27 protein-coding genes are annotated in these 22,252 nt (G+C 63.8%); 4 read left to right on the top strand and 23 right to left on the bottom strand.

Annotation, left to right across the window (positions count from 1 at the left end; translation table 11 throughout):
- The first annotated feature begins 73 nt into the window (after positions 1–73).
- Positions 74–1,891: an ABC-F family ATP-binding cassette domain-containing protein gene (locus Q0C17_RS10885; RefSeq protein WP_291205783.1), complete on the top strand. Its 1,818-nt coding sequence runs from the start codon at positions 74–76 to the stop codon at positions 1,889–1,891.
- Positions 1,892–1,971: 80 nt separating this feature from the next.
- Entirely contained in the window at positions 1,972–2,436 is a 465-nt protein-coding gene (locus tag Q0C17_RS10880) for a PAN domain-containing protein (protein ID WP_291205780.1), read from the top strand.
- Here the strand turns inward: Q0C17_RS10880 and Q0C17_RS10875 are convergent.
- The 8 genes from Q0C17_RS10875 to Q0C17_RS10840 all read right to left on the bottom strand — a co-directional run bounded on the left by Q0C17_RS10875 (position 2,433) and on the right by Q0C17_RS10840 (position 8,783).
- Positions 2,433–4,031 carry a peptide chain release factor 3 gene (locus Q0C17_RS10875; RefSeq protein ID WP_291205776.1) on the bottom strand — a complete coding sequence of 533 codons (1,599 nt, stop codon included), beginning with the start codon at positions 4,029–4,031 and terminating at the stop codon, positions 2,433–2,435. The genes Q0C17_RS10880 and Q0C17_RS10875 overlap by 4 nt on opposite strands.
- Before the next feature lie 63 nt (positions 4,032–4,094).
- Entirely contained in the window at positions 4,095–4,466 is a 372-nt protein-coding gene (locus Q0C17_RS10870) for a hypothetical protein (protein ID WP_291205772.1), read from the bottom strand.
- Between the two features lie 62 nt (positions 4,467–4,528).
- Positions 4,529–4,690 (bottom strand): hypothetical protein, encoded by a 162-nt coding sequence (locus Q0C17_RS10865; protein WP_291205766.1) that lies wholly within the window; start codon positions 4,688–4,690, stop codon positions 4,529–4,531.
- A 10-nt stretch (positions 4,691–4,700) separates the two neighbouring features.
- Positions 4,701–5,012, bottom strand: coding sequence for a hypothetical protein (locus tag Q0C17_RS10860; RefSeq protein ID WP_291205757.1), 312 nt, complete (start codon positions 5,010–5,012; stop codon positions 4,701–4,703).
- A gap of 25 nt (positions 5,013–5,037) precedes the next feature.
- Positions 5,038–5,376: a DUF1491 family protein gene (locus tag Q0C17_RS10855; protein WP_291205754.1), complete on the bottom strand. Its 339-nt coding sequence runs from the start codon at positions 5,374–5,376 to the stop codon at positions 5,038–5,040.
- Between the two features lie 47 nt (positions 5,377–5,423).
- Positions 5,424–5,744, bottom strand: coding sequence for a lipoprotein (locus Q0C17_RS10850; RefSeq protein ID WP_291205751.1), 321 nt, complete (start codon positions 5,742–5,744; stop codon positions 5,424–5,426).
- A 102-nt stretch (positions 5,745–5,846) separates the two neighbouring features.
- On the bottom strand, positions 5,847–7,094 hold the full coding sequence (locus Q0C17_RS10845) for a glycosyltransferase (RefSeq protein WP_291205748.1): 1,248 nt from the start codon (positions 7,092–7,094) through the stop codon (positions 5,847–5,849).
- Between the two features lie 102 nt (positions 7,095–7,196).
- Positions 7,197–8,783, bottom strand: a complete 1,587-nt coding sequence (locus Q0C17_RS10840) for a HAMP domain-containing sensor histidine kinase (RefSeq protein ID WP_291205745.1) — start codon at positions 8,781–8,783, stop codon at positions 7,197–7,199.
- Between the two features lie 151 nt (positions 8,784–8,934).
- Between Q0C17_RS10840 and Q0C17_RS10835 the strand changes: the two genes are divergently transcribed.
- Both Q0C17_RS10835 and Q0C17_RS10830 read left to right on the top strand, forming a co-directional pair.
- Positions 8,935–9,900, top strand: coding sequence for a hypothetical protein (locus tag Q0C17_RS10835; protein ID WP_291205742.1), 966 nt, complete (start codon positions 8,935–8,937; stop codon positions 9,898–9,900).
- 94 nt (positions 9,901–9,994) lie between these two features.
- Entirely contained in the window at positions 9,995–10,411 is a 417-nt protein-coding gene (locus tag Q0C17_RS10830) for a SufE family protein (protein WP_291205739.1), read from the top strand.
- Between the two features lie 180 nt (positions 10,412–10,591).
- Here the strand turns inward: Q0C17_RS10830 and Q0C17_RS10825 are convergent, their stop codons facing one another.
- From Q0C17_RS10825 to Q0C17_RS10755, 15 genes are all read right to left on the bottom strand, one after another.
- A complete protein-coding gene (locus tag Q0C17_RS10825) occupies positions 10,592–11,080 on the bottom strand; it encodes a PAS domain-containing protein (RefSeq protein WP_291205736.1) in 489 nt (162 codons plus the stop codon).
- Positions 11,081–11,223: 143 nt separating this feature from the next.
- Entirely contained in the window at positions 11,224–11,646 is a 423-nt protein-coding gene (locus Q0C17_RS10820) for a MucR family transcriptional regulator (RefSeq protein WP_291205733.1), read from the bottom strand.
- A gap of 133 nt (positions 11,647–11,779) precedes the next feature.
- Positions 11,780–13,525: a Na(+)/H(+) antiporter subunit D gene (locus tag Q0C17_RS10815; RefSeq protein WP_291205730.1), complete on the bottom strand. Its 1,746-nt coding sequence runs from the start codon at positions 13,523–13,525 to the stop codon at positions 11,780–11,782.
- A complete protein-coding gene (locus Q0C17_RS10810; RefSeq protein ID WP_291205727.1) occupies positions 13,525–13,965 on the bottom strand; it encodes a hypothetical protein in 441 nt (146 codons plus the stop codon). The genes Q0C17_RS10815 and Q0C17_RS10810 overlap by 1 nt, the downstream gene beginning before the upstream one ends.
- Positions 13,962–15,467: a proton-conducting transporter membrane subunit gene (locus Q0C17_RS10805; RefSeq protein ID WP_291205724.1), complete on the bottom strand. Its 1,506-nt coding sequence runs from the start codon at positions 15,465–15,467 to the stop codon at positions 13,962–13,964. The genes Q0C17_RS10810 and Q0C17_RS10805 overlap by 4 nt, the downstream gene beginning before the upstream one ends.
- Positions 15,464–16,996 (bottom strand): monovalent cation/H+ antiporter subunit D family protein, encoded by a 1,533-nt coding sequence (locus Q0C17_RS10800; protein ID WP_291205721.1) that lies wholly within the window; start codon positions 16,994–16,996, stop codon positions 15,464–15,466. The genes Q0C17_RS10805 and Q0C17_RS10800 overlap by 4 nt, the downstream gene beginning before the upstream one ends.
- Entirely contained in the window at positions 16,993–17,490 is a 498-nt protein-coding gene (locus Q0C17_RS10795; RefSeq protein ID WP_291205718.1) for a cation:proton antiporter subunit C, read from the bottom strand. Before Q0C17_RS10795 ends, Q0C17_RS10800 begins: the two co-directional genes overlap by 4 nt.
- Before the next feature lie 2 nt (positions 17,491–17,492).
- The gene (locus Q0C17_RS10790; protein ID WP_291205715.1) at positions 17,493–17,945 is read right to left on the bottom strand and encodes a Na(+)/H(+) antiporter subunit B; all 453 of its coding nucleotides are present in this window, start codon (positions 17,943–17,945) and stop codon (positions 17,493–17,495) included.
- Positions 17,942–18,574 (bottom strand): DUF4040 domain-containing protein, encoded by a 633-nt coding sequence (locus Q0C17_RS10785; protein ID WP_291205712.1) that lies wholly within the window; start codon positions 18,572–18,574, stop codon positions 17,942–17,944. Before Q0C17_RS10785 ends, Q0C17_RS10790 begins: the two co-directional genes overlap by 4 nt.
- Complete coding sequence (gene mnhG, locus Q0C17_RS10780; RefSeq protein WP_291205710.1) at positions 18,571–18,951, bottom strand: monovalent cation/H(+) antiporter subunit G; 381 nt, start codon at positions 18,949–18,951, stop codon at positions 18,571–18,573. The genes Q0C17_RS10785 and mnhG overlap by 4 nt, the downstream gene beginning before the upstream one ends.
- Complete coding sequence (locus Q0C17_RS10775; RefSeq protein ID WP_291205708.1) at positions 18,944–19,252, bottom strand: monovalent cation/H+ antiporter complex subunit F; 309 nt, start codon at positions 19,250–19,252, stop codon at positions 18,944–18,946. The genes mnhG and Q0C17_RS10775 overlap by 8 nt, the downstream gene beginning before the upstream one ends.
- Positions 19,249–19,737, bottom strand: coding sequence for a Na+/H+ antiporter subunit E (locus Q0C17_RS10770; RefSeq protein WP_291205705.1), 489 nt, complete (start codon positions 19,735–19,737; stop codon positions 19,249–19,251). The genes Q0C17_RS10775 and Q0C17_RS10770 overlap by 4 nt, the downstream gene beginning before the upstream one ends.
- Positions 19,738–19,828: 91 nt before the next feature.
- A complete protein-coding gene (locus Q0C17_RS10765; RefSeq protein ID WP_291205702.1) occupies positions 19,829–21,031 on the bottom strand; it encodes a DUF2336 domain-containing protein in 1,203 nt (400 codons plus the stop codon).
- A 96-nt stretch (positions 21,032–21,127) separates the two neighbouring features.
- The gene (locus tag Q0C17_RS10760; protein ID WP_291205699.1) at positions 21,128–21,577 is read right to left on the bottom strand and encodes a hypothetical protein; all 450 of its coding nucleotides are present in this window, start codon (positions 21,575–21,577) and stop codon (positions 21,128–21,130) included.
- 98 nt (positions 21,578–21,675) lie between these two features.
- The gene (locus Q0C17_RS10755) at positions 21,676–22,248 is read right to left on the bottom strand and encodes a winged helix-turn-helix domain-containing protein (RefSeq protein ID WP_291205696.1); all 573 of its coding nucleotides are present in this window, start codon (positions 22,246–22,248) and stop codon (positions 21,676–21,678) included.
- Between the last annotated feature and the right edge of the window lie 4 nt (positions 22,249–22,252).

Raw genomic sequence — 22,252 nt, 5'->3', positions numbered from 1 at the left:
CCCCGCAGCCCGTCCAGCCTTCCCCTCGCGGCAAGCCCTAGCGCCCGAGCACCTGAGCCGCTATCTCCCCGGCATGGCCCTCCCTCCCCTGATTTCCCTCACCGATGTGCGCCTCACCTTCGGCAGCGGCCCGCTGTTCGAGGGCGTCACGCTCTCCCTGTCCAAGGGCGAGCGCGCCGCGCTGGTCGGCCGCAACGGGGCCGGCAAGTCGACCCTGATGAAGATCATCTCTGAAGTGATCGAGCCCGATTCCGGCGAGGTCTGGCGCCAGCCCGGCATCACCTACGCGACCGTGCCGCAGGAGCCGGATCTTTCCGGCTTTGCGACCGTGCTGGATTATGTCGCCGATGGCCTGGACGGTGCCTACATGGCTGAGGCCGAGATCATGGAGTTCGGCATCGACCCGCAGGCCAATCCGGCGAAACTCTCCGGCGGGCAGAAGCGCCGCGCGGCGCTCGCCAAGGCTTTTGCAGCAGAGCCGACGATCCTGCTGCTCGACGAGCCGACGAACCATCTCGACGTCCCGATGATCGAGTATCTCGAAGGACGACTGAAGGCGTTCAACGGCGTCGTACTCGTGGTGAGCCACGACCGGCGCTTCCTCGAGACAGTGTCAACCAACACGCTGTGGCTGCGCCAGGGCAAGGTTCTGAAGAGCCCCGAAGGCTATGTAAAATTCGATCAGTGGGCGGAGCAGATCGAGGAAGAGGACGAGCGCCAGCTGCGCCGGATGACGACGCAGCTGAAGGACGAACAGCACTGGCTGGCGCGCGGGGTGACGGCGCGCCGGAAGCGCAACCAGGGCCGCCTTGCCCGCCTGCGGCAGATGAAGGTTGACCATGCGCAGATGCGCAGCGCGCTGAACGACCGCAAGTCGCTGGCCGAGTTCAGCGCCGATGCCGGCGGCGCCATGAGCAAGAAGGTGATCGAGGCGAAGGGGCTGTCAAAGACCTTCCAGACCGCCGACGGCCCACTGGTGATCGCGAACGATCTCGACCTGCGCATCCTGCGGGGCGACCGGATCGGCATCATCGGCCCGAATGGCGCGGGCAAAACGACGCTTGTGCGCCTGCTGCTCGGCGAGATCGCGCCGGATGCCGGAACAGTGACGCATTCGAAGACGCTGCAGGTGACCTATCAGGACCAGACGCGCGACACCCTGAAAGCGACCGACACGATGTGGGAAGCGCTCGCCCCGATGGGCGGGGACTCGATCAACGTACAGGGCCACCAGCGCCACATTGCGGCCTATGCAAAGGATTTCCTGTTCCGCCCGGAACAGCTGCGCCAGCCGGTCGGCGCGCTCTCGGGCGGCGAGCGCAACCGTCTCGCCCTGGCCATCGGCCTTGCGCAGACCTCGAACTTGCTGGTGATGGACGAGCCGACCAACGATCTCGACATGCAGACACTGGAACTGCTGGAAGACATGCTACTGGCCTATGAGGGCACGCTGATCCTCGTCAGCCACGACCGTGCCTTCCTCGATTCTACCGTCACGAGCTGCCTCTGCCCGTTGGGCGACGGCGAGTGGATCCAGACCGCCGGCGGCTGGAGCGATGCGCAGGAACAGCTGAAGGGCCTACGCCAGAAGAACGCGCCCAAGTCGGACAAGTCGAAGTCGCCGGCGCCCGCCACCAGGCCGAAGGCGGCCGCCGCCAAGCTCTCCTTCAAGGACGAGCACCGGCAGAAGGAGATCGACGCACTGATCCCCAAGCTGCAAGCTGAGATTGCCGCGCTGGAGAAGGATCTGGCCGATCCGGGCCTCTATGGCCGCAATGCAGCGGCCTTTTCGCAGAAGTCCGCCCGCATCGGCGCCGCCCGGGAACAACTCGAGGGCATCGAGATGGAATGGCTGGAAATTGAGGAAAAGCGGGCGAGCCTGACAAGCTAAAGCCCCGTCCCAGGGCAAACGCTTCGTTAACGCGCCCCGGCTAGGGTTCCGCCTGCTATATTCCCGGGAGGAGTGTTCCCATGCGTCTCGCCATTCTGCTCGCCGCCACCGCCCTGATTGGACTTGCTGCCGGCGCCGACGGCGTCTCCCGCAAGGCCGTCTCCTCGCCTGGCATGGATCCCCTGTCTGCCACTGGCGGCTCCGCCTGGAACGGCCCGGATACGCCCGGCCACGAGAAACACCGCTATCGTCACGGCTCCACCTACAAGGTCGATGCCGGTTCTACGGCTGACGCCTGCGAAGCGGCCTGCGGCGAAGACGGCGTCTGCCAGTCCTGGTCATTCGTGGAAGCCTATGGCAGCGCGGCTGCGCGCTGCGAGCTGAAACGCGGCAGCGGCAAGTCGGAAGAAAACCTGCTGGCGACTTCAGGCGTCTCGCCGCGCGTGGACGCGAGCTACTGGGGCGAGGCGGCCGTTGCCGCCCCGTCGCCGAGCACAACGCTCAGCGGCGAAGCTGATGCCACACCGGAAATCGACGGGAACTAGATCGACCGCTCTTTCGTGGCTGTGAACCGGATCCCCGGGTTCTTTTCCTGCGCGTAGCCGACATCCCAGGCGTTCTTTGCAAGATACACCGGCGCGCCATCGAGATCTGTTCCGGAGGCGGACTTGTTCTTCTCCATGAACTCCTCGATCTTCTTCGGGTCATCCGACGAAATCCAGCGCGCGACGTTGTAGGGCGCGGGCTCGAAGAAGACTTCGAGGCTGTATTCCGCCGTCATCCGCTCTATCATCACCTCGAACTGCAGCTGGCCGACAGCGCCGACAATCATGTCCGAACCGATCTGCGGCGTGAACAGTTGCGTCACGCCCTCCTCGGCAAGGCTTTCAAGCGCCTTGCGCAGATGTTTCGCCTTCATCGGGTCTTTCACACGGGCGCGCCGCAGGAGTTCCGGCGCAAAGTTCGGGATGCCGCCGAACTGGATCTCTCCGCTCTCGGACAACGAATCGCCCACCCGCAGCTGGCCGTGGTTTGACACGCCAATGACGTCGCCGGCATAAGCGGTTTCGGCAATCTCGCGGTCCTGCGCCATGAACATCATCGGGTTGTGGATGTTAAGCTGCTTGCCACCAGCGGTTTTGAGCCGCATGCCGCGCCGGAATTCGCCGGAGCAAAGCCGCACGAAGGCCACGCGGTCACGGTGGTTCGGGTCCATGTTTGCCTGGATCTTGAAGACGAAACCACTGACCGTATTGTCGGCGGCGTGCACGCGGATGGGCTCGCTCTTCCGGATTGCCTTCTGGTCGCGCGGCGCGGGCGCATAAGTGTGCAGCGTACGAAGCAGTTCCGCCACGCCGAAATAACGCAGCGCCGATCCGAACACGACCGGCGTCATGTTGCCGGAACGGAATGCATCCGCGTCAAACGCCGGCAGCAGGCTGCGGGCCATCTCGATGCCTTCGGTCAGCTCCGCAAACACGTAAGGGTCCAGGTTTGCCTTGAGGCTGGCCGCATCGGCAGCAATCTCCGTGGCCGGACCAATCCGGGCGGGCTGGCCAGGAAGGCGTTCAAACTGGAGGAACCTGTCACGCGCAAGGTCCAGCATCCCGGCAAAGCGCTGGCCGCTTGCGGCGGGCCAATAGAGCGGCGCGGTGTCGAGCTGCAGCTTGTCCTGCACCTCGTCCAGCAGCGCGATCGGCTCCAGCGCCTCGCGGTCCATCTTGTTGATGAAGGTGACGATCGGGATGTCGCGCATCCGGCAGACTTCGAACAGTTTGAGGGTCTGCGGCTCGATGCCCTTGGCAGCGTCGAGCACCATAACCGCGCAATCCGCCGCCGTCAGTGTACGGTAGGTATCTTCCGAGAAGTCTTCGTGGCCCGGCGTATCGAGCAGGTTGAACATGAAGCCGTCGAACTCGAACGTCATCACCGAGGCCGAGACCGAGATGCCCCGGTCGCGCTCGATCTTCATCCAGTCCGACCGCGTGCGCCGCGCCTCACCGCGCGCCGCCACTTCGCCGGCCGCCCGGATGGCTCCGCCGGCCAGCAGCAGGTTCTCGGTCAGCGTCGTCTTGCCGGCGTCCGGGTGCGAGATAATGGCAAAGGTGCGCCGCCGGGCGGCTTCAGTCACGTGCGACATGGGTCAGGTTCTCTCTCTGGCGGAGGCCCTAACCGATTTACGGAATGGATTGAAGGGGCTGGATCAGGCCGCGCGGGGCCAGAACTGACGGATATCGGGCCTGGCGCCTTCGGCGAGGCGGGTGCGCACAGATTCGAGGATGCTTTCCGGCAGGATCGTGAGGCGCGGCTCGGACACCCGGCCTTCATGCACCGGGAAGAGCGCAGCGTTCGCGCCGGTCTTGGCGATGATCAGGGCGGCGAGGTCGTCAACCAGCGCCGCGTCGGGCACGGTGCCGGCATCGTGGCAAGCTTGCAGGCGGTTGCGGGCCAGCTCGATCGCCTCGCGGGCGCGCATTGAATGGATATCCTCAAAACCGAGGATCGCCCCGCGCTTCAGCAGGCGCAGCTCTGGCGCCTCGATCTCCGTGACATACTCGTTCAACAGGAAAAGCATCGCTGCCGTCGCCCCTTTATCCCAGCGAATCGCAAGGTGGACGAGAGGTAGTTAATGCCCCGTTATTGCAGCAGAATGCGCGACGGACCGGCCGGTTGCGTCTTGGGCAGGAGGACGATCTCGTATTCTTTGAGAAGGTCCGCCGTTTTCGCGTTCGCGCCGCAGGCCGGTTGGTAACCCTTGATCAGCAAGGCAACCTTTGTGGCGAGAGGCTCGGCCGTCATCCATAGCTTTTCATAGCTCCGCTGACGCGCGACTTTTTTCACTGCCCATATCGCCGAAACGGGTGCCCGGTGACGTGTCCGGCTTAGTGCCGCAAAGGCAGTAGAAGTGGTCATTCTCATCGGTGATCAGCTTCTGCTTCATTTGGAATTCGCTCACCCGCTGGGCCATCCGGGTCAGAATTGGCCCGTGTTGCGCGGCGTCCGCGCGCAGGACCGCTTCCGCCTGCGCAGAGCCCTGCGCCATGGCGAGGGCCGGCGTGCCCGCGACCATCAGCAGGCTGAGCGTGATCAGGTTCGTTCTCATGGCCGCCCCCTTCTTCACGGAACGGATCAGACCGGCGTCTGCGTCAGTTTTCAACCGGTTCCGTAAGGAACGTTCGCCCCTCCCGGTCCTCGATCTCGATGATCCAGAGGTCGCGGTCGCGCGCCTTGGCGCGCTGCACATATTCATCCACGCTGGCCTCGTCCGGGCCTATCCCCTGCATCGCAAGGTTCAGAAAAATGCGTTCGCCCTCGAGGTTCATCGAGGGGGCATAGGCGGCGGCGTTGCCATTGAGGCAGGCGACCTTGATCAGCACGTCACCGCGATCATCATCCCCATGCTGAACGATGAAGGCACTGGCCCCGGAGAGCTGCGCTCGCCGGGCCAGTGCCTCGATCCATAGTCGGGTGGGTAAGCGGTCCATGGCGGAGAGTCCTCCCACACGGGCGCCTGCACCGAGCGCCCTGGCGATCAGCCTTCGGCGGCCGCGCCCATCATGCAGCTCATGCCGGCCGACATCAGCGCGCCCATCACGGCGCCCTGCTTCTCGGTCGGAAGCTCGTTGATCATTTGTTCGCCTTCGGCCTCACCGGCAGCCATGGCGGTGGCAACGACCTTGAAGGTTTCCTTGTCGAGGCCCTTTTCCAGGCTGTCGGCGATGCAGGTGCAGTTGGCTTCGGTCTCACCGCTCTCGGTGCAGGATTTCACCATGGCGGTCTTCTCGCCGCCGCCAATAGCGCCGCAACCTGCCAGCGCAAGGGCTGCAACGGCGGCAAAAACGAACTTCTTCATGGGCATCCCCTCTTGATTGATGTCAGACGGTGGCATGGTTCGAGGGGGCGGGAAACTCTAATTTTCTGGCCGTCGCGCCGCAGCGGGGCCCTGCGGAGGGAGCTACACCGTTGCTGCGGCGCCGGCCGCCCGGCGCAGGCTGTCCAGCAGGAAGCGGCGGCTATGCGTTTCCAGCACGACCTCGCGGGCGGTCCGCGCCATGGCTTGGAGGGCGCGGCGGGCCTCGTCAGACTGAACAAGACGTAGCAAAATTTCGGTGAAGCTGTCCTCATCGGCGGCCTGATGGAAATGCAGGTTCGGCTGGAGGTTCAGCCCTTCGGCGCCGAGCGGGGTCGTCACCACCGGCACGGCATATTCGAGCGCGTCGATGATCTTCGTCTTGATGCCAGTGCCGTTGAGGATCGGGGCCACTAGCACGGCATCCTTGGAAAGAAAGGCACCAAGGTCCGGCACGAAGCCGGCAACCTCGACATGGGCCAATGCGAGGCCGGGATCCGGCTTTCCGGCGGCGGCGAAGCTGAAGGGCACGGCGCCCTCGCCTGCACCGGCTCTTACCCGCGCAGCGATCCGGTCAAGCAACGCCAGCGCTTCGGTATTTGGTCCGTACACGGCATTGCCGACAAAGACGAACCGAAGACCGGTGCTGAAATCAGCCGGTAAGACCTGGCGCACCTCAATCAGCGGCGGGAACCCTATCGCCTTCTTTCCCGGAAACTCGGTGTTGAACTTGCTCGCCTCCAGCGGCGAAACCATCAGGATACTATCGAACAGGCCGTGTGCGCGCCGCTCGATGCGCGCCATCAGGCGGCGCTCGATTGTCAGCAGCAACTTCGGAAGCAGCGAGGCCACAGCCCGGACCGGGCCAGGCAAGCGGGCGGTAAAGGTGCCGCCGAGACCGTCACTGGCCTTGTTGTTCAGCATCCGCTGGTAGCGCTCGGACAGGCGGTCGTCCATGTCGAGCACGAGGCGGATTTTCGGGAAGCGTTTCCTCACCAGCCGGGCAAGGCTGTAGAGGCGCGCCATGTCGAAGATGACGACATCCGGCTGTATCTCGTCCACAGCGGCGAGCAGTTCGTGCTGAACCGTGCCGTTCAGGAACAGGTGGCTTTGCAGCGGAAGGCCGGGGCGTAGCAGCAGGCTGCGCGCGACATCCGGCAGGCCGGACATCTGAACTTTCCGCGCAGAGGCGATATGAGCCGGCGGCGGCGCGCCGGGGCTTCCAGAGTCGGCGAAGGACAGCAGATGGACTTCGGCGAAGGCCGCGGTTAAGGCCAGTGTCTGATCGATCATGCGCTGGCGGCCCATCTCGATTGGCCATGGCCACCGCGTTGCGACGTATAGAACCTTCATCGCCAATCCCCTTAACCCGGCAGGCCCGCCTCAAGGGAGCGCATCATCCAGCATATTTCCTGCCAATTCGTGTGCAACGCCCGTGCCGGTTTGAAAGGGCCCCTATTGCGCCGCTTCTTCCAGCGGGGCGAAATCGGCTTCAGCGGCGCGCGGGAGGGTGACCTCGACCTTCGTGCCCTTGCCGGGCTTTGATTCGATACGCAGGTTGCCGCCGTGCAGCTCCGCGAACCGGCGCACAACCGACAGGCCGAGGCCTGTGCCGGGCTTGGCGCCGGTACCCTGCGCGAAAGGCTCGGTCAGCCGGACAAGATCAGCCGCGGCAATGCCGGCGCCCTTGTCGGTGACCGAGAGCAGCGCCGCGCCGTTATCGATCCGCGTCTCCAAGGTCACGGTCTTTCCGCTGGCGGAGTATTTGATCGCGTTCGAGACAAGGTTCTGCCAGATCTGGCGCACTGCGCGCGCGTCCGCCTCGGCCCAGACTTCGCCAGCCGTCTTCAGCTTCAGCGTCACGCCCAGCCTGTCTGCCTGCCCCGTCAGCTGGCGAATGACCGACTCGGCGGAGGCCGACAGGTCCACCGGCTCGGGCTCCAGGCGCGGCTGGCCGGCTTCGGAACGGGCGAGATCGAGTATGTCGTCGACCAGAAGCAAGAGGTCCGTGCCGCTCTCGTGGATGATCGCCGGATAGTCCGCATACGGCTTGGGCATCGGTCCCATCAGTTCGGCCTGCATCACTTCAGAATAGCCGAGGATGGCGTTCAGCGGCGTTTTCAGGTCGTGGCCGAGCGAGGCGAAGAAGGCGGTGCGCGCGTGCAGCTTGGCCTCAAGGTCGGCTACTGTGCTGGCGGGTAGTTCCGCCACTTCGTCCAGCGCGTCCACCATCAGCAGGTGGCAGCCCTTGGCATGGCGTTCGGCGATCACGCGCACGCGCTGGCCGGAGACGAGTTCGGCGGTGACGAGCTTGCGGCCGGTGCGCCCCGGCGGCGGCAGCGGGAAGTCATGATCGGTGAACAGGCTCGCCAGCGCCGAACCGGGCCGCATGGTGACGAGGCCGAACGTGTCGCCCTGGACGCGGCGGAGGCGCCCTTCAGATGTCACGTCCAGCCAGCTGATGCCCGCCATAGCGAACGGGGCAAGATCGGGGTCCGGATGCGCCTCGGGCGGCGGGACGGCGGCGGCGCGGCGGGCCTCGTCGGCACGCGCGTCGACGAGGTGCCAGATTACCAGCGCGGCCAGCACGACGCCTGCGAAGGCAAACGGTGCGGCCAGTTCCGGCGCGCCCGGCGGCGGCGGCGGGATCCAGCCGAGCGGCGTCGCGATGACGACGGCAAACAGGGCCAGCGCCGCGAACGTGCCGGCCTCCGTCGCCATCCGCTGCGCCCCTGCCAGCAACGCGGAAAGCGGCGCCGCAATCAAAAGCACGATCAGCGGGGAGACGCCCCCGCCTGTCAGCACCACGGCGACCAGCGCCGCAACCAGCCAGGCGATCACCAGAAAGCCGCGTCGCAGCGTGTCGCCAGCGCCGGCGACCGCGTAGCCCGTGAGCCCAGGGATCAGCGCCAAAAGCACGGCCGCGGCAAGGCTCGCGAACGGCGCGCCGGCGATCCCGCCGGACACGGCGGCCGTCAGCCCCAGCGCGATCCACGCGAGGTGAACGAATTGTAACCGCTTCTGCGCCGCTTCGGGGGCCAACTCTTAACACCCCATAGAGAATTGTTAGGCATTCTAGCCGGATCAGGTGCCCCTGCTGCTGTATTTGTAATGCGCAAATCACACAAGGCATGGTTCCCCCTGCCGGGAAGATGGGGCAACACTATCGCGTGTCGCGTGAGGGAGTTTTAGAATGAAGACCTCTGGGGTAATTGCTGCAGTTGTCTGCGGCCTGGCACTATCGGCCGGCGCATCCGCGCAAAAGGCCGATCCGATTTCGGAAAACGCGGCTGTCTACATGACGTTCCAGTCGGACGCTGAAGACGTGGCCGCCAAGCCGTTCAAGAATGCCGGCGATCTTGATTCTGCGCTCAACACGCTCGGCGGCTACAATGCCGACCAGCTGACGCGCGGCTGGATGGCCTATTCCGCACTGATCGCGGCGCAGGATCCGGAATTTGCCGCCACTGTCCGCGACATCGAAGCTTTCTACGGCCGTGAGCCCGTGATGAAGAGTTTTGCGGCCGGCAACAACTATGCCCGCTCACTGGCTGGCGGCGACAATGCCGTCGGCAGCGCCATTGCGGTGACGGATACCGACCTGCCGAAAATCTATTCCAACGCCGCCATCATCAAGGAACAGGGATATTCTCTGCAAGGTTATGGATGGGCGAAATCCCGCATCCGCAACGGCAGCCAGCGCGCCGAAACGGTCAAGGTGCTTCAGGGCAAGGGCGCCAGCGCCGACAACCTGATCGTCACCGCCCTGACCATGACCACCCCGCTGACCGGCGAAACCAAGGCCGGCATCATCAACGCGGCGGCCACCAGCGAAGATGTGGCCGGCGCGGTACGCCTGCCCGCCTTCATGACAAGCGGCTTTACCGGCAAACGCCAGAAAGTGAAATACGGCAAGGAAGCCGTGGCCAACCAGATCGCCTCGCTTGCCGCCATGCGTGTTATCGGCGCCGGCGCAGTCGACCAGGCCCGCCTGGCCAAGGTGATGAGCGAACCAGCGGTTCAGAGCTGCCTCAAAATGCAGAACCTGCAACTTCAGGGCTGCGTCGCCGGCGTCGGCCAGGAGTTCGAACTGCCGCATTGCATCAGCCAGCACACCCTCACCGAAGTCGCTGATTGCCTTGGCGACGTCTACAAGTAGTTCTCACCGACCAGACTGTCTCTGCACTCCAGCCCCGGCAGCCACTGGCTTGCCGGGGTTTTCTTTTGTGGTCGCGCAAATCATATGGATGCAGATGAGCATCGAGACCAAAGCCGCAGAGATACGGGAAGAATTCTCCTGGCTGGAAGATTGGGAGGCGCGGTATGCGCACCTGATCGACCTCGGCAAGGCGAATCCGCCGCTGGCGCCAGACGAGCGTAGCGAGGAGACGCGCGTGCGCGGCTGCGCCTCGCAGGTGTGGATGGTGACCGATGTGGAAAACGGCGCGCTGACGGTACGCGCGGAGTCCGATGCGATCATCGTGTCCGGTCTGATCGCCCTGCTGGTACGGCTGTACTCCGGCGAGCCGCCTGCCGACATCCTTGGTTTCGATGCGCACACGCTGCTGGACCAGATCGGCGTGTCCGGCGCGCTGACAGCGCAGCGCTCGAATGGCCTCGCTTCCATGCTCGCGCGCATCCGGGCCGATGCGCTGGTCGCGGCCGCCTAGGGCCCAGGACACGGCGCCGGTCAGCCCGGGACCTCGGCTAATCCTTCCGCCTGCAGAAGTTCGGCAACGCTGCCCCGGATGCGGGAGTCCGCTGCGCCCAGTCGGCGAACTCGATGGAAACTGCGATTTGAAACATCCGCTCCGGCGCGCGAGCATACCGGCCATTCAAGTCCCGCGCTGTCAGGCGGCGAAGCGGGGCAACGTTGTGTCGGTGTCCAGCGACGGGTCGGCAGCGCGGCGGTTCGCGACGAGTTCGTCGTGGCAAAGGACCATCGTGAGGTCGCCGTGCTCGTCGGCGACCGGGAGGCGCAGCCAGGCGTGGAGCCGGTTGCCGGTTTCGATAACGCCCCCGACGGGGTTGCCGCGCTCGAGGGCGGAGGAGAGGCCGAGGGCATAGCACTCGCCATGGGTGCCGGCGATCTCGGCGACGCGGCGACCGCGCACGTCCATGCCGAAAATGTCGCGCAGACGGGAGCCCGCGATGCGGAAGCGGCCCTCGCCGGCTTCATCGATCTCGACGATGGAGAGGCAGGCCAGCGTGCTGCGCACGATGCCGGGATCGATCGCATCGCGCGGGACGAGGCCATCGGACGCGCGGCAAGCGTACCAATGGGTAATCAGGAGGCGCTGCGCCTCGGTAACGCCCGAAAAGTTAGGCTTGTTGAGCATGTCGTCGCCACCCCCGTGGTGATTCGGAAGAATCACCTATTGCGCGAGTGGACTCGCCGATCAAGAGTCTTTGTAGCTTTTTGTTAACACTGATTGCCGGAATATTTCATTCCGTATCCGGAACAATCCCGCATTTACTGTGGCTATTCTTCGCGCGTACTGCGCCCGAGACCCATTTTCTTTGCGAGCTTTGACCGCTTCTCAGAATATCCGGGCGCAACCATCGGATAATCGACCGGAAGACCCCATTTCTGGCGGTATTCGTCCGGAGACAGACCATATTTCGAGCGCAGATGGCGTTTGAGGGATTTGAACTTCAGCCCGTCTTCCAGGCAGATCAGGTAATCCTTGAAGATCGACTTTTTCACCGGAACGGCCGGTTTGGGCGGCTCTGGCTCGGCGGCAGAGGGGCTCGAGAGGTCCTGCAAGGCGGCATGAACACTGCGGATCAAGTCTGGCAGGTCGGCCATCCCCACCGTGTTATTACGCACATAGGCCGAGACAATCCCGGTCGCGTACACGACATTCAGGCTGCCCGGCATCGTGTCTTCACCGCCCAACACCATGTCCTGCGCCTCCAGCAAGGGCCGGCCCCGGCTGGCCCCGCCGCAAGCAGCAGGCAAGGCCGTGGCAAGCCGAAGGCCCCGCTGTCATGGCGCAATATGGCCATTTTTTGTCACCCTGTAGCTACAGGATTTTTCAGCTCGTCAGGTACGACACCAGAAGCACGACGGACAGAATCACGGCCGTCCAGACCGTCATTCCGCGTGACACGGGGTTTCGGGACAAGACGCCGCGCGGGCTGAACGTATCGACCAGACGGTCATAGGTTCGTTCGGAGACGCCCCGGAAGATCGCCGTCAGCGCCGGGCCGAGCTTGGCCCAGACCGTATCGATCCAGCGGACGACGCCGTAGCCGGCCTTACGGTAGACCCAGTCGGTGTCGAGGATGACACCGGGCTTCTCCGGCGGATAGAGGCCGAGGCGCTGCAACAGAATGAAGGCGAACACGGCGAGCGCCAGCAGCTGCAGCTGAGCCAGGATATGGCCGAGGGTGAACGGCTGATAGCTGGCGGCCTCAATCGGGTATGGCAGCAGACTGTAGAGCCATTCATAGCCGAAGCCCGGCAAGAAAGCCGGCAAGCCGATGGCGATGCAGAGGAAGGACGCCATGCCCATCGCGAGGAGCATGTTGAAAGGCGCTTCCTTCACGCGTTTGCCGCTGTCGTGGCCGAAGAAGGCGAAGTACGGGATCTTGATGCCCGAGTGCTCGAGCACACCGGCTGAAGCGAACATCAGCATGAGCCAGACGACGATCAGGCCGGTGGAGGCCACAGCCGAGAGGATCATCGACTTGGTCACGAAAGCCGAGAAGAGCGGCATCGCCGAGATCGACACAGCACCGACGAGGCAGAACAGCGTCGTCCATGGCATCGAGCGGTAGAGCCCGCCGAGCTCGTTCGCCTTGGTGGTGCCGGTCCGGTAAAGGACCGCGCCCATCGACATGAACAGGAGGCCTTTGAACAGGATATCGGCAAAGGCGTGGGCGACTGCGCCATTGAGCGCGAGCGGCGTGCCGACGCCGATGGCACAGATCATGAAGCCGACCTGGTTATTTGTCGAATAGGCCAAAACGCGGCGCAGGTCGTTCTCGATGACGGCGAAGAAGACCGGGAAGACAGTCATGATCGCGCCGATCCAGATGAGCTCATCTTGGCCGGGGAACATGCGCGCGAAGGCGTAGACAGCAAGCTTGGTCGTGAACGCAGAGAGGACCACCGCGCCAACGACTGAAGCCTTCGGGTAGGAGTCCTGAAGCCAGTTGTGCAGGAACGGGAACGCCGCCTTGATGCCGAAGGCGATGAAGATGATCTGCGCGCCCGGCTGGTCGAGGCTGGTGAAAGCAGTGAGCGACAGGCTGCCGGTGGCGTTCCACACATAAGCGATGCCTGCGAGCAGCAGGACGCCCGAAAGGATCTGGACGCCGAGATAGCGCATCGAGGCGAAGTAGGCGGCGCGGGTGCCTGCCTGCAGGATCAGGAAAACTGAGGTAACGGCAGTCAGTTCCCAGAACACGAACAGCGTGAGCAGGTCGCCGGAGAAGACCGCCGATACGGCGGCCCCGCCATAGGCGAGCGCCATGCCGTCCTGGATACGGTTGTCTGTGTGCAGAGCATAGATGGCGTTCAGCAGTGCAGCGATCAGGAAGGCAAGGCCGAACAGGAAGCTGAGGCTGTCGACGCGGTAGAAGGACATCGTGATGCCGAGCGTTTCATAGGTCAGCAGGTCAACGCCGTGCTGGGTGCCGGACAGCAGCAGGATCCCGAGGATCGGCGCGGCAATGGTTATCACCTGCCGCACGATGCGGACCTGGACAAACAGGGCCAAGAGGCCCGCGGCAATCAGCAGCCAGCCGGGGTTCAGGGCAGTGAGGAAAGCGGGCATCAGTGCTCTCCTCCGTGCGGGCCATGGCCGCTTCCGAGAGGCGTGCCCTCAAGGCCAGGATCGATGTCGTCCGGCGGGCCGCCGGCATCTCCGTAATAGTTCTCGTCGCGGCGCAGCAGGCGGCCGAGCGGCCAACCCATCAGCACGACAAAGGAGAAGGAGATGAAACCCCAGAGGCCGAAGAAGCCGATGGATTCGGCAAAGTGAAGGTATTCGTGACGGTCGATGACGAGATCGGCGAGCACGAGGATGATCGACAGGATGGCGAGCGCCCAGAACAGGATGGCGCCGATGTTCTTTGTCTCGGTCCAGCCGAACAGGACTTTCGACATCGGATGGACGCCCTCGTCATTGGTGCGGCTCATGGCGTTCACGGTTTCTGCCGCGCGCTTGACGAAGCGGCCCGAGGTGTCGCGGCCAGTTGGCGTTTCGTCGGTCATGGCAGGTCCGCCTCGATGAGTGTGCCGGGCGCCTCAAAGGCAGGCGCGAGGAAATTGCTGATCGGGGTGATCATGAAGAACAGGAAGATGCACAGCGCCGCCGTAAACGCCGGCGCGGCGACGGTAAGGGCGGGCGCCCCGCCCGGCCGCTTGAACTCCTTCGGCGGCTTGGTGCCGGGCACCGGCATCAGCGCCAGGATCGGGATGGGCAGCAGGTAGGCTATGTTGAGTAGCGAGGAGATGATCAGCACAGCGAGCACCCAGTCCATCCCTGCATCAACCGCGCCCTGCATCAGTTCATATTTCGGCCATGCCCCGGCCAGCGGCGGAATACCTATGATCGACAACGAGGCGACAAAGAAGGCGATGAAGACGATCGGCATCTTCCGGCCGAGGCCTTTCATGTCCGAGATATTGGTCAGGCCAGTCGCGACATAGATAGCGCCAGCGCACATGAAGAGGGTGATCTTGCCGGCGGCGTGCGCCGCGATCTGCAGCGAGCCGCCCATCATGCCAGCCTCGGTGGCGAGCAGTGCGCCGAGCGTGACATAGGCCAGCTGGGCAATGGTCGAATAGGCCAGCCGGGCCTTGAGATTGTCCTTGGTCATCGCGATGAGAGAAGCGAGCACAATGGTCACGCAGGCTACAACGATCAGGAAATCTGCTGACGGCGTGGCGTTCATCAGGTCCACACCAAAGATGTAGACGGAAATCTTCATCACCGCGAACACGCCGGCTTTCACAACGGCCACAGCGTGCAGCAACGCCGAGACCGGCGTCGGCGCGACCATCGCGTTAGGTAGCCAGAAGTGGAAGGGCATCAGCGCCGCCTTGCCGAGGCCGAACACGAAGAGCAGCAGCAGCGCGCTGGCGACGACCGGCGACATCGCGACATTGGCGAGCAACCCGCCATCGACGAAGTCGAGGTTCTGGCCAGCGAGCGCCCAGGTCCACATCACGGCGGTGAGGAAGAATCCGATGGACGTGCCGAGCAGCGTGAGCAGGTAGATGCGTGCGCCGCGCTGGGCCGCCGCGTCGCCCTTGTGCGCGACGAGCGGATAGGTCGACAGCGTGAGGACTTCGTAAAAGACGAAGAGCGTGAACAGGTTGCCGGACATCGCGACACCCATGGCGCCGCAGATGGCGAGGGCGAAGCAGATGTAGAAGCGCGTCTGGTTGCGTTCGCGATTCCCGCGCATGTAGCCGATGGAATAGAACGAGTTCACGATCCACAGGCCGCTGGCGACGACGGCGAAGAGCGCGCCGAGCGGCTCGAGCTTGAAGGCGAAAGCCAGGCCCGGTACCGCTTCACCGATAAAGAGTTCCGGGCGTTGACCTGCTGAGACCATCATCGTCAGCTGCACGACCACCGCGAACAACGCGAAGGATCCGACAATCGTGACGCCTTCGCGCAGGTTCGGGAACTTGCCGAGCACGGCGATGCCGGCCGCGATGATGAGCGGCAGGATCAGCGCGGCGGCGATCAGGAATTCCGGCGTCATGGGAACGCCTCCAGGCCGAGGGCAGCGACCGCGCCGTCACGGGCGAGACCCGCCGGGAAGCTGGCATCAATGCCGAAATAGATGTTGGCGAGCGCAAGGATCCAGAGCGGCACGAGCAGCAGCAGCGGGGCCTCCTTCCGGGACTTGCGGGGATTGGCGGGCGGCAGGAAGAACACCGACTGCAGAATCCGGCCGATGTAGAAGACGGCCAGGAAGCTGGAGAACACCACCAGCAGCACGGCCCACCACCATCCGTGCTCGAACAAGGCGTAGCCGAGCTGCAGCTTCGAGATGAAGCCGGCGGTCAGCGGCACGCCGATCAGCGAAAGGCCGGCAATGGCGAACGCCGCCATCGTCAAAGGCGCCGAGCGGCCCAGGCCTGCGAAATCGCGGATCGTGGTGCCCTTGTAGTTGATGCAGATGCCGGCGATCGCCATGAACAGCGCGCCCTTCATGAGGGCATGATTGAACAGGTGCAGCAGGCCTGCCGACACGCCGTCCGTGGTGGCGATCGAGATGCCGAGGATCATGTAGCCGACCTGCGCCACCGAAGAATAGGCGAGCATGCGGCGCACGTCGGTCTGGAAAACGGCCTGGAAGGAGCAGACCACCATCGCAGCAATCCCGAGCGGGGCGAGGACAAAAGTGAAGATCGCCTGTTCGAACGGGAATTCCGGATTGAAGATGGTGAAGAGCCAGCGGATCATCGCGTAAAGCGCCACCTTCGTCGCCGTCGCGGCGAGGAACATCGTGACGAAGCTCGGGCTGTAGCCGTAGGCATTCGGCAGCCACTGGTGCAGCGGCCACATGGCGGCTTTGAGACCCAGGCCGACGATAATGAACGCAAAGCCGACCTGGACCGAACGGTTGCCGGAGAGCGCCGGCAGCTGTGCCGCAAGCTCGGCCATATTCAGCGTGCCGGTGGCCGCATACAGGAAGCCTACGCCGATGATATAGAAGCTGGCGCCGAGCGTGCCCATGATCAGGTAGTCGAACGCGGAAGTCAGTGCGCGCCGGTCGCGCGAGGCGCCCATAGCGACGAGCACGTAAGTCGCCAGCGAACTGATCTCGATGAAAACGAAGAGGTTGAACGCGTCCCCCGTGGCGGCCACGCCGCAGAGGCCTGCGAAGCACAGGAGGAAGGCGCTGAGGAACAGCGATATCTTCTGCTTCTCCACTTCCGCCACGATGGTCGGCCAGGCGAAAACGGACGCGAGGAAGCCCATGCCGGAGACCAGCAGCAGGATCATCGCGTTCAGCGCATCGACCCGGAACTCGATGCCGATGAGGTACCAGTTGCCGATCCAGTATTCGATGATGCCGCCGGGCGTCGACTGAACGATGCCGAGCGTCAGAAGCGCGAAATAGAACGAGGCGGCCGTGGCCACCATGGAAAGGATCCAGGACAGGCGGCCGCTGGGGCTGAGGGCCAGCATTGGCGCCATGATCAACGGCACGACCGGGATCAATACGGGCGCATGACGGATCGCCCAGTCCGGCGCCGAGACAAGCAGGGATTCGAGGATCATGCCGCGGCCTCGTGCTGGTCTTTTTCGGCTTCTGCTTCCTGCGCGATCGCGGTCTCGATATCGATCGCGCGCAGGTCGTCTGCCTCGATCGTGCCATAGGCTTCGCGAATGCGAACGATCAGCGCGAGGCCGACCGACAGCGTGGCGACGCCGACGACAATGGCCGTCAGCATGAGGACGTGGGGCAGCGGGTTGGAGTAGATGTGGACAAGGTCGGCGACACGCTCACCGCCGGCGGCGACAAGGTGCGCATCCGGCGCAGCGGCCGTAGGGCCGACGCCGCCATAGGGCATGTCTTCCTTCAAGAGGATCGGGGCGGTGCCGCCTGTGATCTTGGCGAGGGTGACGTAGAACAGGCAGATCGTCGTCATGAAAAGGGACAGGCCGACGAGCCGCTTGATCAGGTTCTCCGACGAAAACGCGATGAAGAGTCCGATCATCATCAAGCCGATGATCGCCCAGTAACCTGCGCGCTCGAGAATGAATTCCCACATTTCTACCAGTCCTCGTCACGGATTTCGGCAACGCGCCCGGCCAATGCATAGAAGATCGTCGTCAGGGCGCCGGAGACAGCAAACAGCACGCCGAGCTCGATGATGATGATGCCGGCATGCTGGCCATCATGGCCACCCGGGCCTTCGCCGAAGAGGGCCTGATATTCGAGATAGTCCCCGCCCTTCAGCATCGCCCAGACGCCGACGCCGGCATAGATGATGACACCTAGAGCGGAGAGCGAGCGGGTGAACCAGGGCGGCACGGCGCGCATCGTGGCGGTGAGGCCGAAGACGAGCGCGTTGAGGATCAGAGCTACCGCCAGCACGACGCCCGCCTGGAAGGCGCCGCCGGCGCTCACTTCACCGTGGAACTGCACGTAGAAGGCATAGATCACGATCAGCGGGATCAGGCACTTTGCTATGACGCGCAGGATCATATGATGGTCACCCTTCATGTACCGTCTCCATCCTTGCGCACGGAGGGAGGACGGGCATCGGACTTTGGTGTGCGGCGCAGTGTGTCGGCGAGCGAGCGCTCGCCGAAGCCAAGCAGCAATGCAACCGCGAGACCGGCCGTGAACACCACGGCGGTTTCGCCGAGCGTATCAAAGCCGCGGTAGCTTGCGAGCACCGAGGTAACGACGTTCGGTACCCCGGTATCGTACCAGTTGACCTTCAGGTAAGTCAGGCCGACGCCGGAATTGGCGGGCGATGTCGGGTCACCGAGCGGCGGCAGGTCGATCGTTGCATAGAGCAGCATGATGCCGGCCGCCGCACAGACGATGAACGGCCCGATGCGCGAGAACGGCTTTTCCGGCTTGGCGGTGCGCGCCGTCAGCAGCATCGCGGCGAGCAGAACGGCGGTGGACATGCCCGCGCCGACAGCCGCTTCGGTGAAGCCCACATCGACAGCGTCGACCAGAATGTACCAGGCCGCGGAGACGAGCGAGTAGACGCCCGACAGCATCACGATGGCGAACAGGCTGCGCAGGCGCGCGATGGCGATGGCCACCACAAACAGGATGGCCAGCAAGAGAATGTTGATGAGGGCGGTTCCGGTTCCGCCGAGTACGGCGTCGGTCAATGCTCGTCCTCCTCGTCTTCTTCATGGCCGCTGCGGGCCATCGGTCCGATCTTCGGCTGAAGGCCGGCGGTGTGCGCCGCGTTGACCAGCGCATGTGAGCTGGTGGCGCAGGTCAGCAGCAGGAAACCAATGATGCAGAACACCTTCACGACAATGATCCAGTGCGGCGCCATCAGCGCCATACCCAGCAGCACCAGACCAGCACCGGACGTATCGGTGATGCTGGCTGCATGGACGCGGGTATAGAAATCCGGGAAGCGCAGCACGCCGATGGTACCGATAATGCAGAGGATAGCGCCCAGCAGGCAGGCCGCGCCGCCGAGCGGGAAACGCACGACATCCCATGTATTGCCGAGGAGGGCGAAGAACTCAGCCATTGCTGTCACCTCCGCTCGCAGCCGGATCGGGGCGGCGCACCAGCGGCACCTGGAAAGAGCGGTAGCGGAAGAACTTCAGCACCGCGATGGTCGCGACGAAATTGATCAGCGTGTAGAGGATGGCAATATCGAGGAAATCCGGACGACCCATCACGAAGCCGAGCAGGCCGAGCACCAGAACCGTCTTCGTTCCGAACGAGTTGACCGCGAGGACCCGGTCATAGAGCGTCGGCCCCAGAAGAGCCCGCACAAGCAGAAGACACATCCCGATCAGGATGGCGAACAGGGCGGCCAGTGTCATGCACGCTTCTCCACGGGGTCGGCGGCGCGGGCACACCGGCGGTCCATTTCCTCGAACGCTTCTGGCTGCGTATTCGCCTCATAGAGTCCGTGCACGAGCAATTTGTCGCCTTCGATCTCAACCGTGACTGTACCAGGTGTCATCGTAATCGAGTTTGCGAAGGTGACCTTCGCCAGATCGGTCTTGCAGATCGTCTTCAACTTCACGAGTGATGGGTTGATGTCGAGCTCGGCGCGCAGGCAGGCCTTGATGATGACCCAGTTCGACTTGACGACTTCCCAGGTAAGCCAGGGATAGTAGGCCAGCCATCCGAACAGCCGGACATAGGGCGCTCCCTCACGGTCGATTATTTTCAGCCTGGCGCAAAGGAAGAGCGTGATCACAAAGGAAATCGCCGCAAAGCCAAGCATCAGCGGCTTGTAATGGCCGGAGTTGCCCATCCAGAATGCGAAGATCGCGAAGAAAATACCGAGTAAGTACGCCACTGCGCCCCTCTGCCTGGATCAGTCCCTATGGTGAACGCCTGACGTAATCGCCAGAGACGGGATTGGAAAGCCTGTTTTGGCGAAGTGCGGCCTAATTTCCGAAAACCAGCCTGGCCGTGCGCTGCGACGTGGAATACTCCACTTCTTCATTGGCCGGGGCTCCAAGGTCCTGCGCCTGACGGAGCGCTCCGGGCGAATACGCCGCCGACAGGGACCAGTTCCAGTAACGCAGCGTGGTCTGCGCCTTCGCGACAGACAGGACTTCGTAGGTTTCGGCAACGAGCGCAAAGGCGGGATTGATCTCGCCGGGCGCAGTTTCCAGCGGGCGGCGCAGCGCCGTCCACAGCAGCCGCAGGTACTCGCGCTTCAGGCCGGTGGCCTTGCAAAGGACCGCCAGGCCCTCACCGCCGGCGTCCGACAGGATCTTGGCAGCGGTGACCGGCTTGATGCCGGCGAGGTAGCCGATTTCCTGGGCCATCTCCGCATCGATGCCGTCGGCCGCTGCAACGGAAATCGCCCCCTCAAGGCTGTCATAGGGACTGCGTTCAATCGCCGCACGGTTGCGCTGGCGCCGTTCGATCAGTTGCAAAGCCTTGCGGGTGACGGGGTCGGACCAGCCTTCTGCGGCCGCCATCTCGAACACGTCCCGGCAGATCGAGATCATTTCCGACCGGTCAGCCGCCTGACGGGTGAGGATCTTGCGGCGGGTAGCCGCGTCGGCCCACCAGAACATTGCCATGGCATGCGAGGAGCGAAGTTCGATCCGCTCTACGAGCATGGCGCAGAAGGACGGCTCCTCGCGCGACACGGCCACGAGCCGGTCGATGGTGGTCTCTGCCAAGGGCGCATTCCGGTTGGCGAGCAGCTCGCGCACGACCGGCAGTTCGCTGACCTGCGCGAGGCAGGCCGTGACCGTGACGCAGAGATTGCGCCGCCGGGCGATGACCATACGGTGCTCGAGACCCGTATTCTGGCAGATTTCCACCAAGTCGCAGGCATCGAACGCATCGCTCTCCTCGAGCAGCGGGCGGGCGACGGCGAAGGAGCATTGAGCAAGGTAGCGCAGAACCCGCCGGGGCGCATCGCGGCAGACGGCGAGCCGGGATGCGCACAAGCTGCGCTCGCGGTCAGTCACATGCAGCAGCATGTCGAGGAGGATGTCCCCGGCCATGGAGCGGTCCTGCGGCGGGATGCGGGAGCCGGGCATGGCCACAACGTCAATAAGTCGGCGAACCAGCGCATCCTGTGCGGCGCTGGGCGGCTTGGGTGCGGAGGACTGCGACGGGTCGCTCATGAAAAAGGCCTGCCTAATCCGCAGAATCTCGCTCAGAAGCGTTAACGAGACGTGGATCGGCCTTAATTTTTCAGCACTTTCAGGGCTTGGAGGCGCTTAGTGCCGGCTGCGTTCCCGGGGATGCACGACCAGCAGGAGAATGCTGAGCGCAAGGAAAATGACATAGACGAGGAAATGGGCGCCCCCGTCCGTGCCGCCTTCCGGCAAAGGCAACTCGCGGCTGAGCCAAGGAGACAGGTGGAGGCCAACGCCTGTGCCCAGCAGAAGGGCCGCGAAGCCTGCCCCGACCCGCCGGCTCGCGGGAAGCAGGATCAGCAGGCCGGCAATGAGTTCAAGAACGCCGGACGCGAACCGTCCGGCGGGCTCGAACAAGGAAACGCCAGTGCTTGCAGAAAGGGCTGAAAACAAAAGGTTTTCACCCGGTGCATCGTAAAACTTCACATAGCCCGGCACAGGGTTCGGCCAAGGATGAAGCGTCACGTGCAAAAAGAACGCGACGAGCGCGACGGCCAAGACCCAGCTTGCGACAAGGCGGAATGCAATCATGACAGATGCCTCCTCCACGGCGCTTCTTCTGCTAACCTACTGGCAGGCCCCCATCGAAGCAAGCGAAGGCGTTTCGCCGGAATTCTCCCGTGTCTGCATCACACCCGTACCGCTACCAGTTGAACCAGATACCGCGGCTGCAAATTGTCGCCGCGGGCTCGAAAGCGATCGGCGAGCGCCTGCATCTCCAAGGCGAGTTCCGCAGCGTCTGACGCACGCAGGCCCATGTCCAGCCAAAGTTCCAAGGCAGCACCGGTCTGCGCAGGGTCTTTGAGAAGGTTCGCCCGCGGTCGCTGACCGTCATGTGTGAAACTCACTCCAACCAGAGATCGCGCGAGGTGCCGGTCAAGCGCTTCGCGCATTTGCTGGGCGAGACCGGTTCCCGGGAGCTCGACAATGAGTTCCGCCGGCACGACGAACTCTTTCGCCGCCGCGCAATACACCTTTTGCGCTCGGCCGGCGCGTCGCTGCTCTTCAACAACTTCGATCAAGCCCAGGCGCATCAATTTGGAGACGTGATAGTGCACCAGGCTGAGTGGCAGCGCGACCACACCTGAAAGGGCGACGAGCGTCAGGCGGGCCGCCATAAGGGCCTGAATAATCTTTCGCTGCCGCTCCGAAGCAAAGACCGCCGCTGCGGCTTGGCTGTCCACGATGATGCGATCCTTCATCCTC

The organism is Hyphomonas sp. (genome assembly GCF_022844445.1).
Lineage (GTDB): Bacteria > Pseudomonadota > Alphaproteobacteria > Caulobacterales > Hyphomonadaceae > Hyphomonas.
Note: the sequence above shows the minus strand (reverse complement) of the source record. Positions and strands in the feature narration are given on the sequence as shown.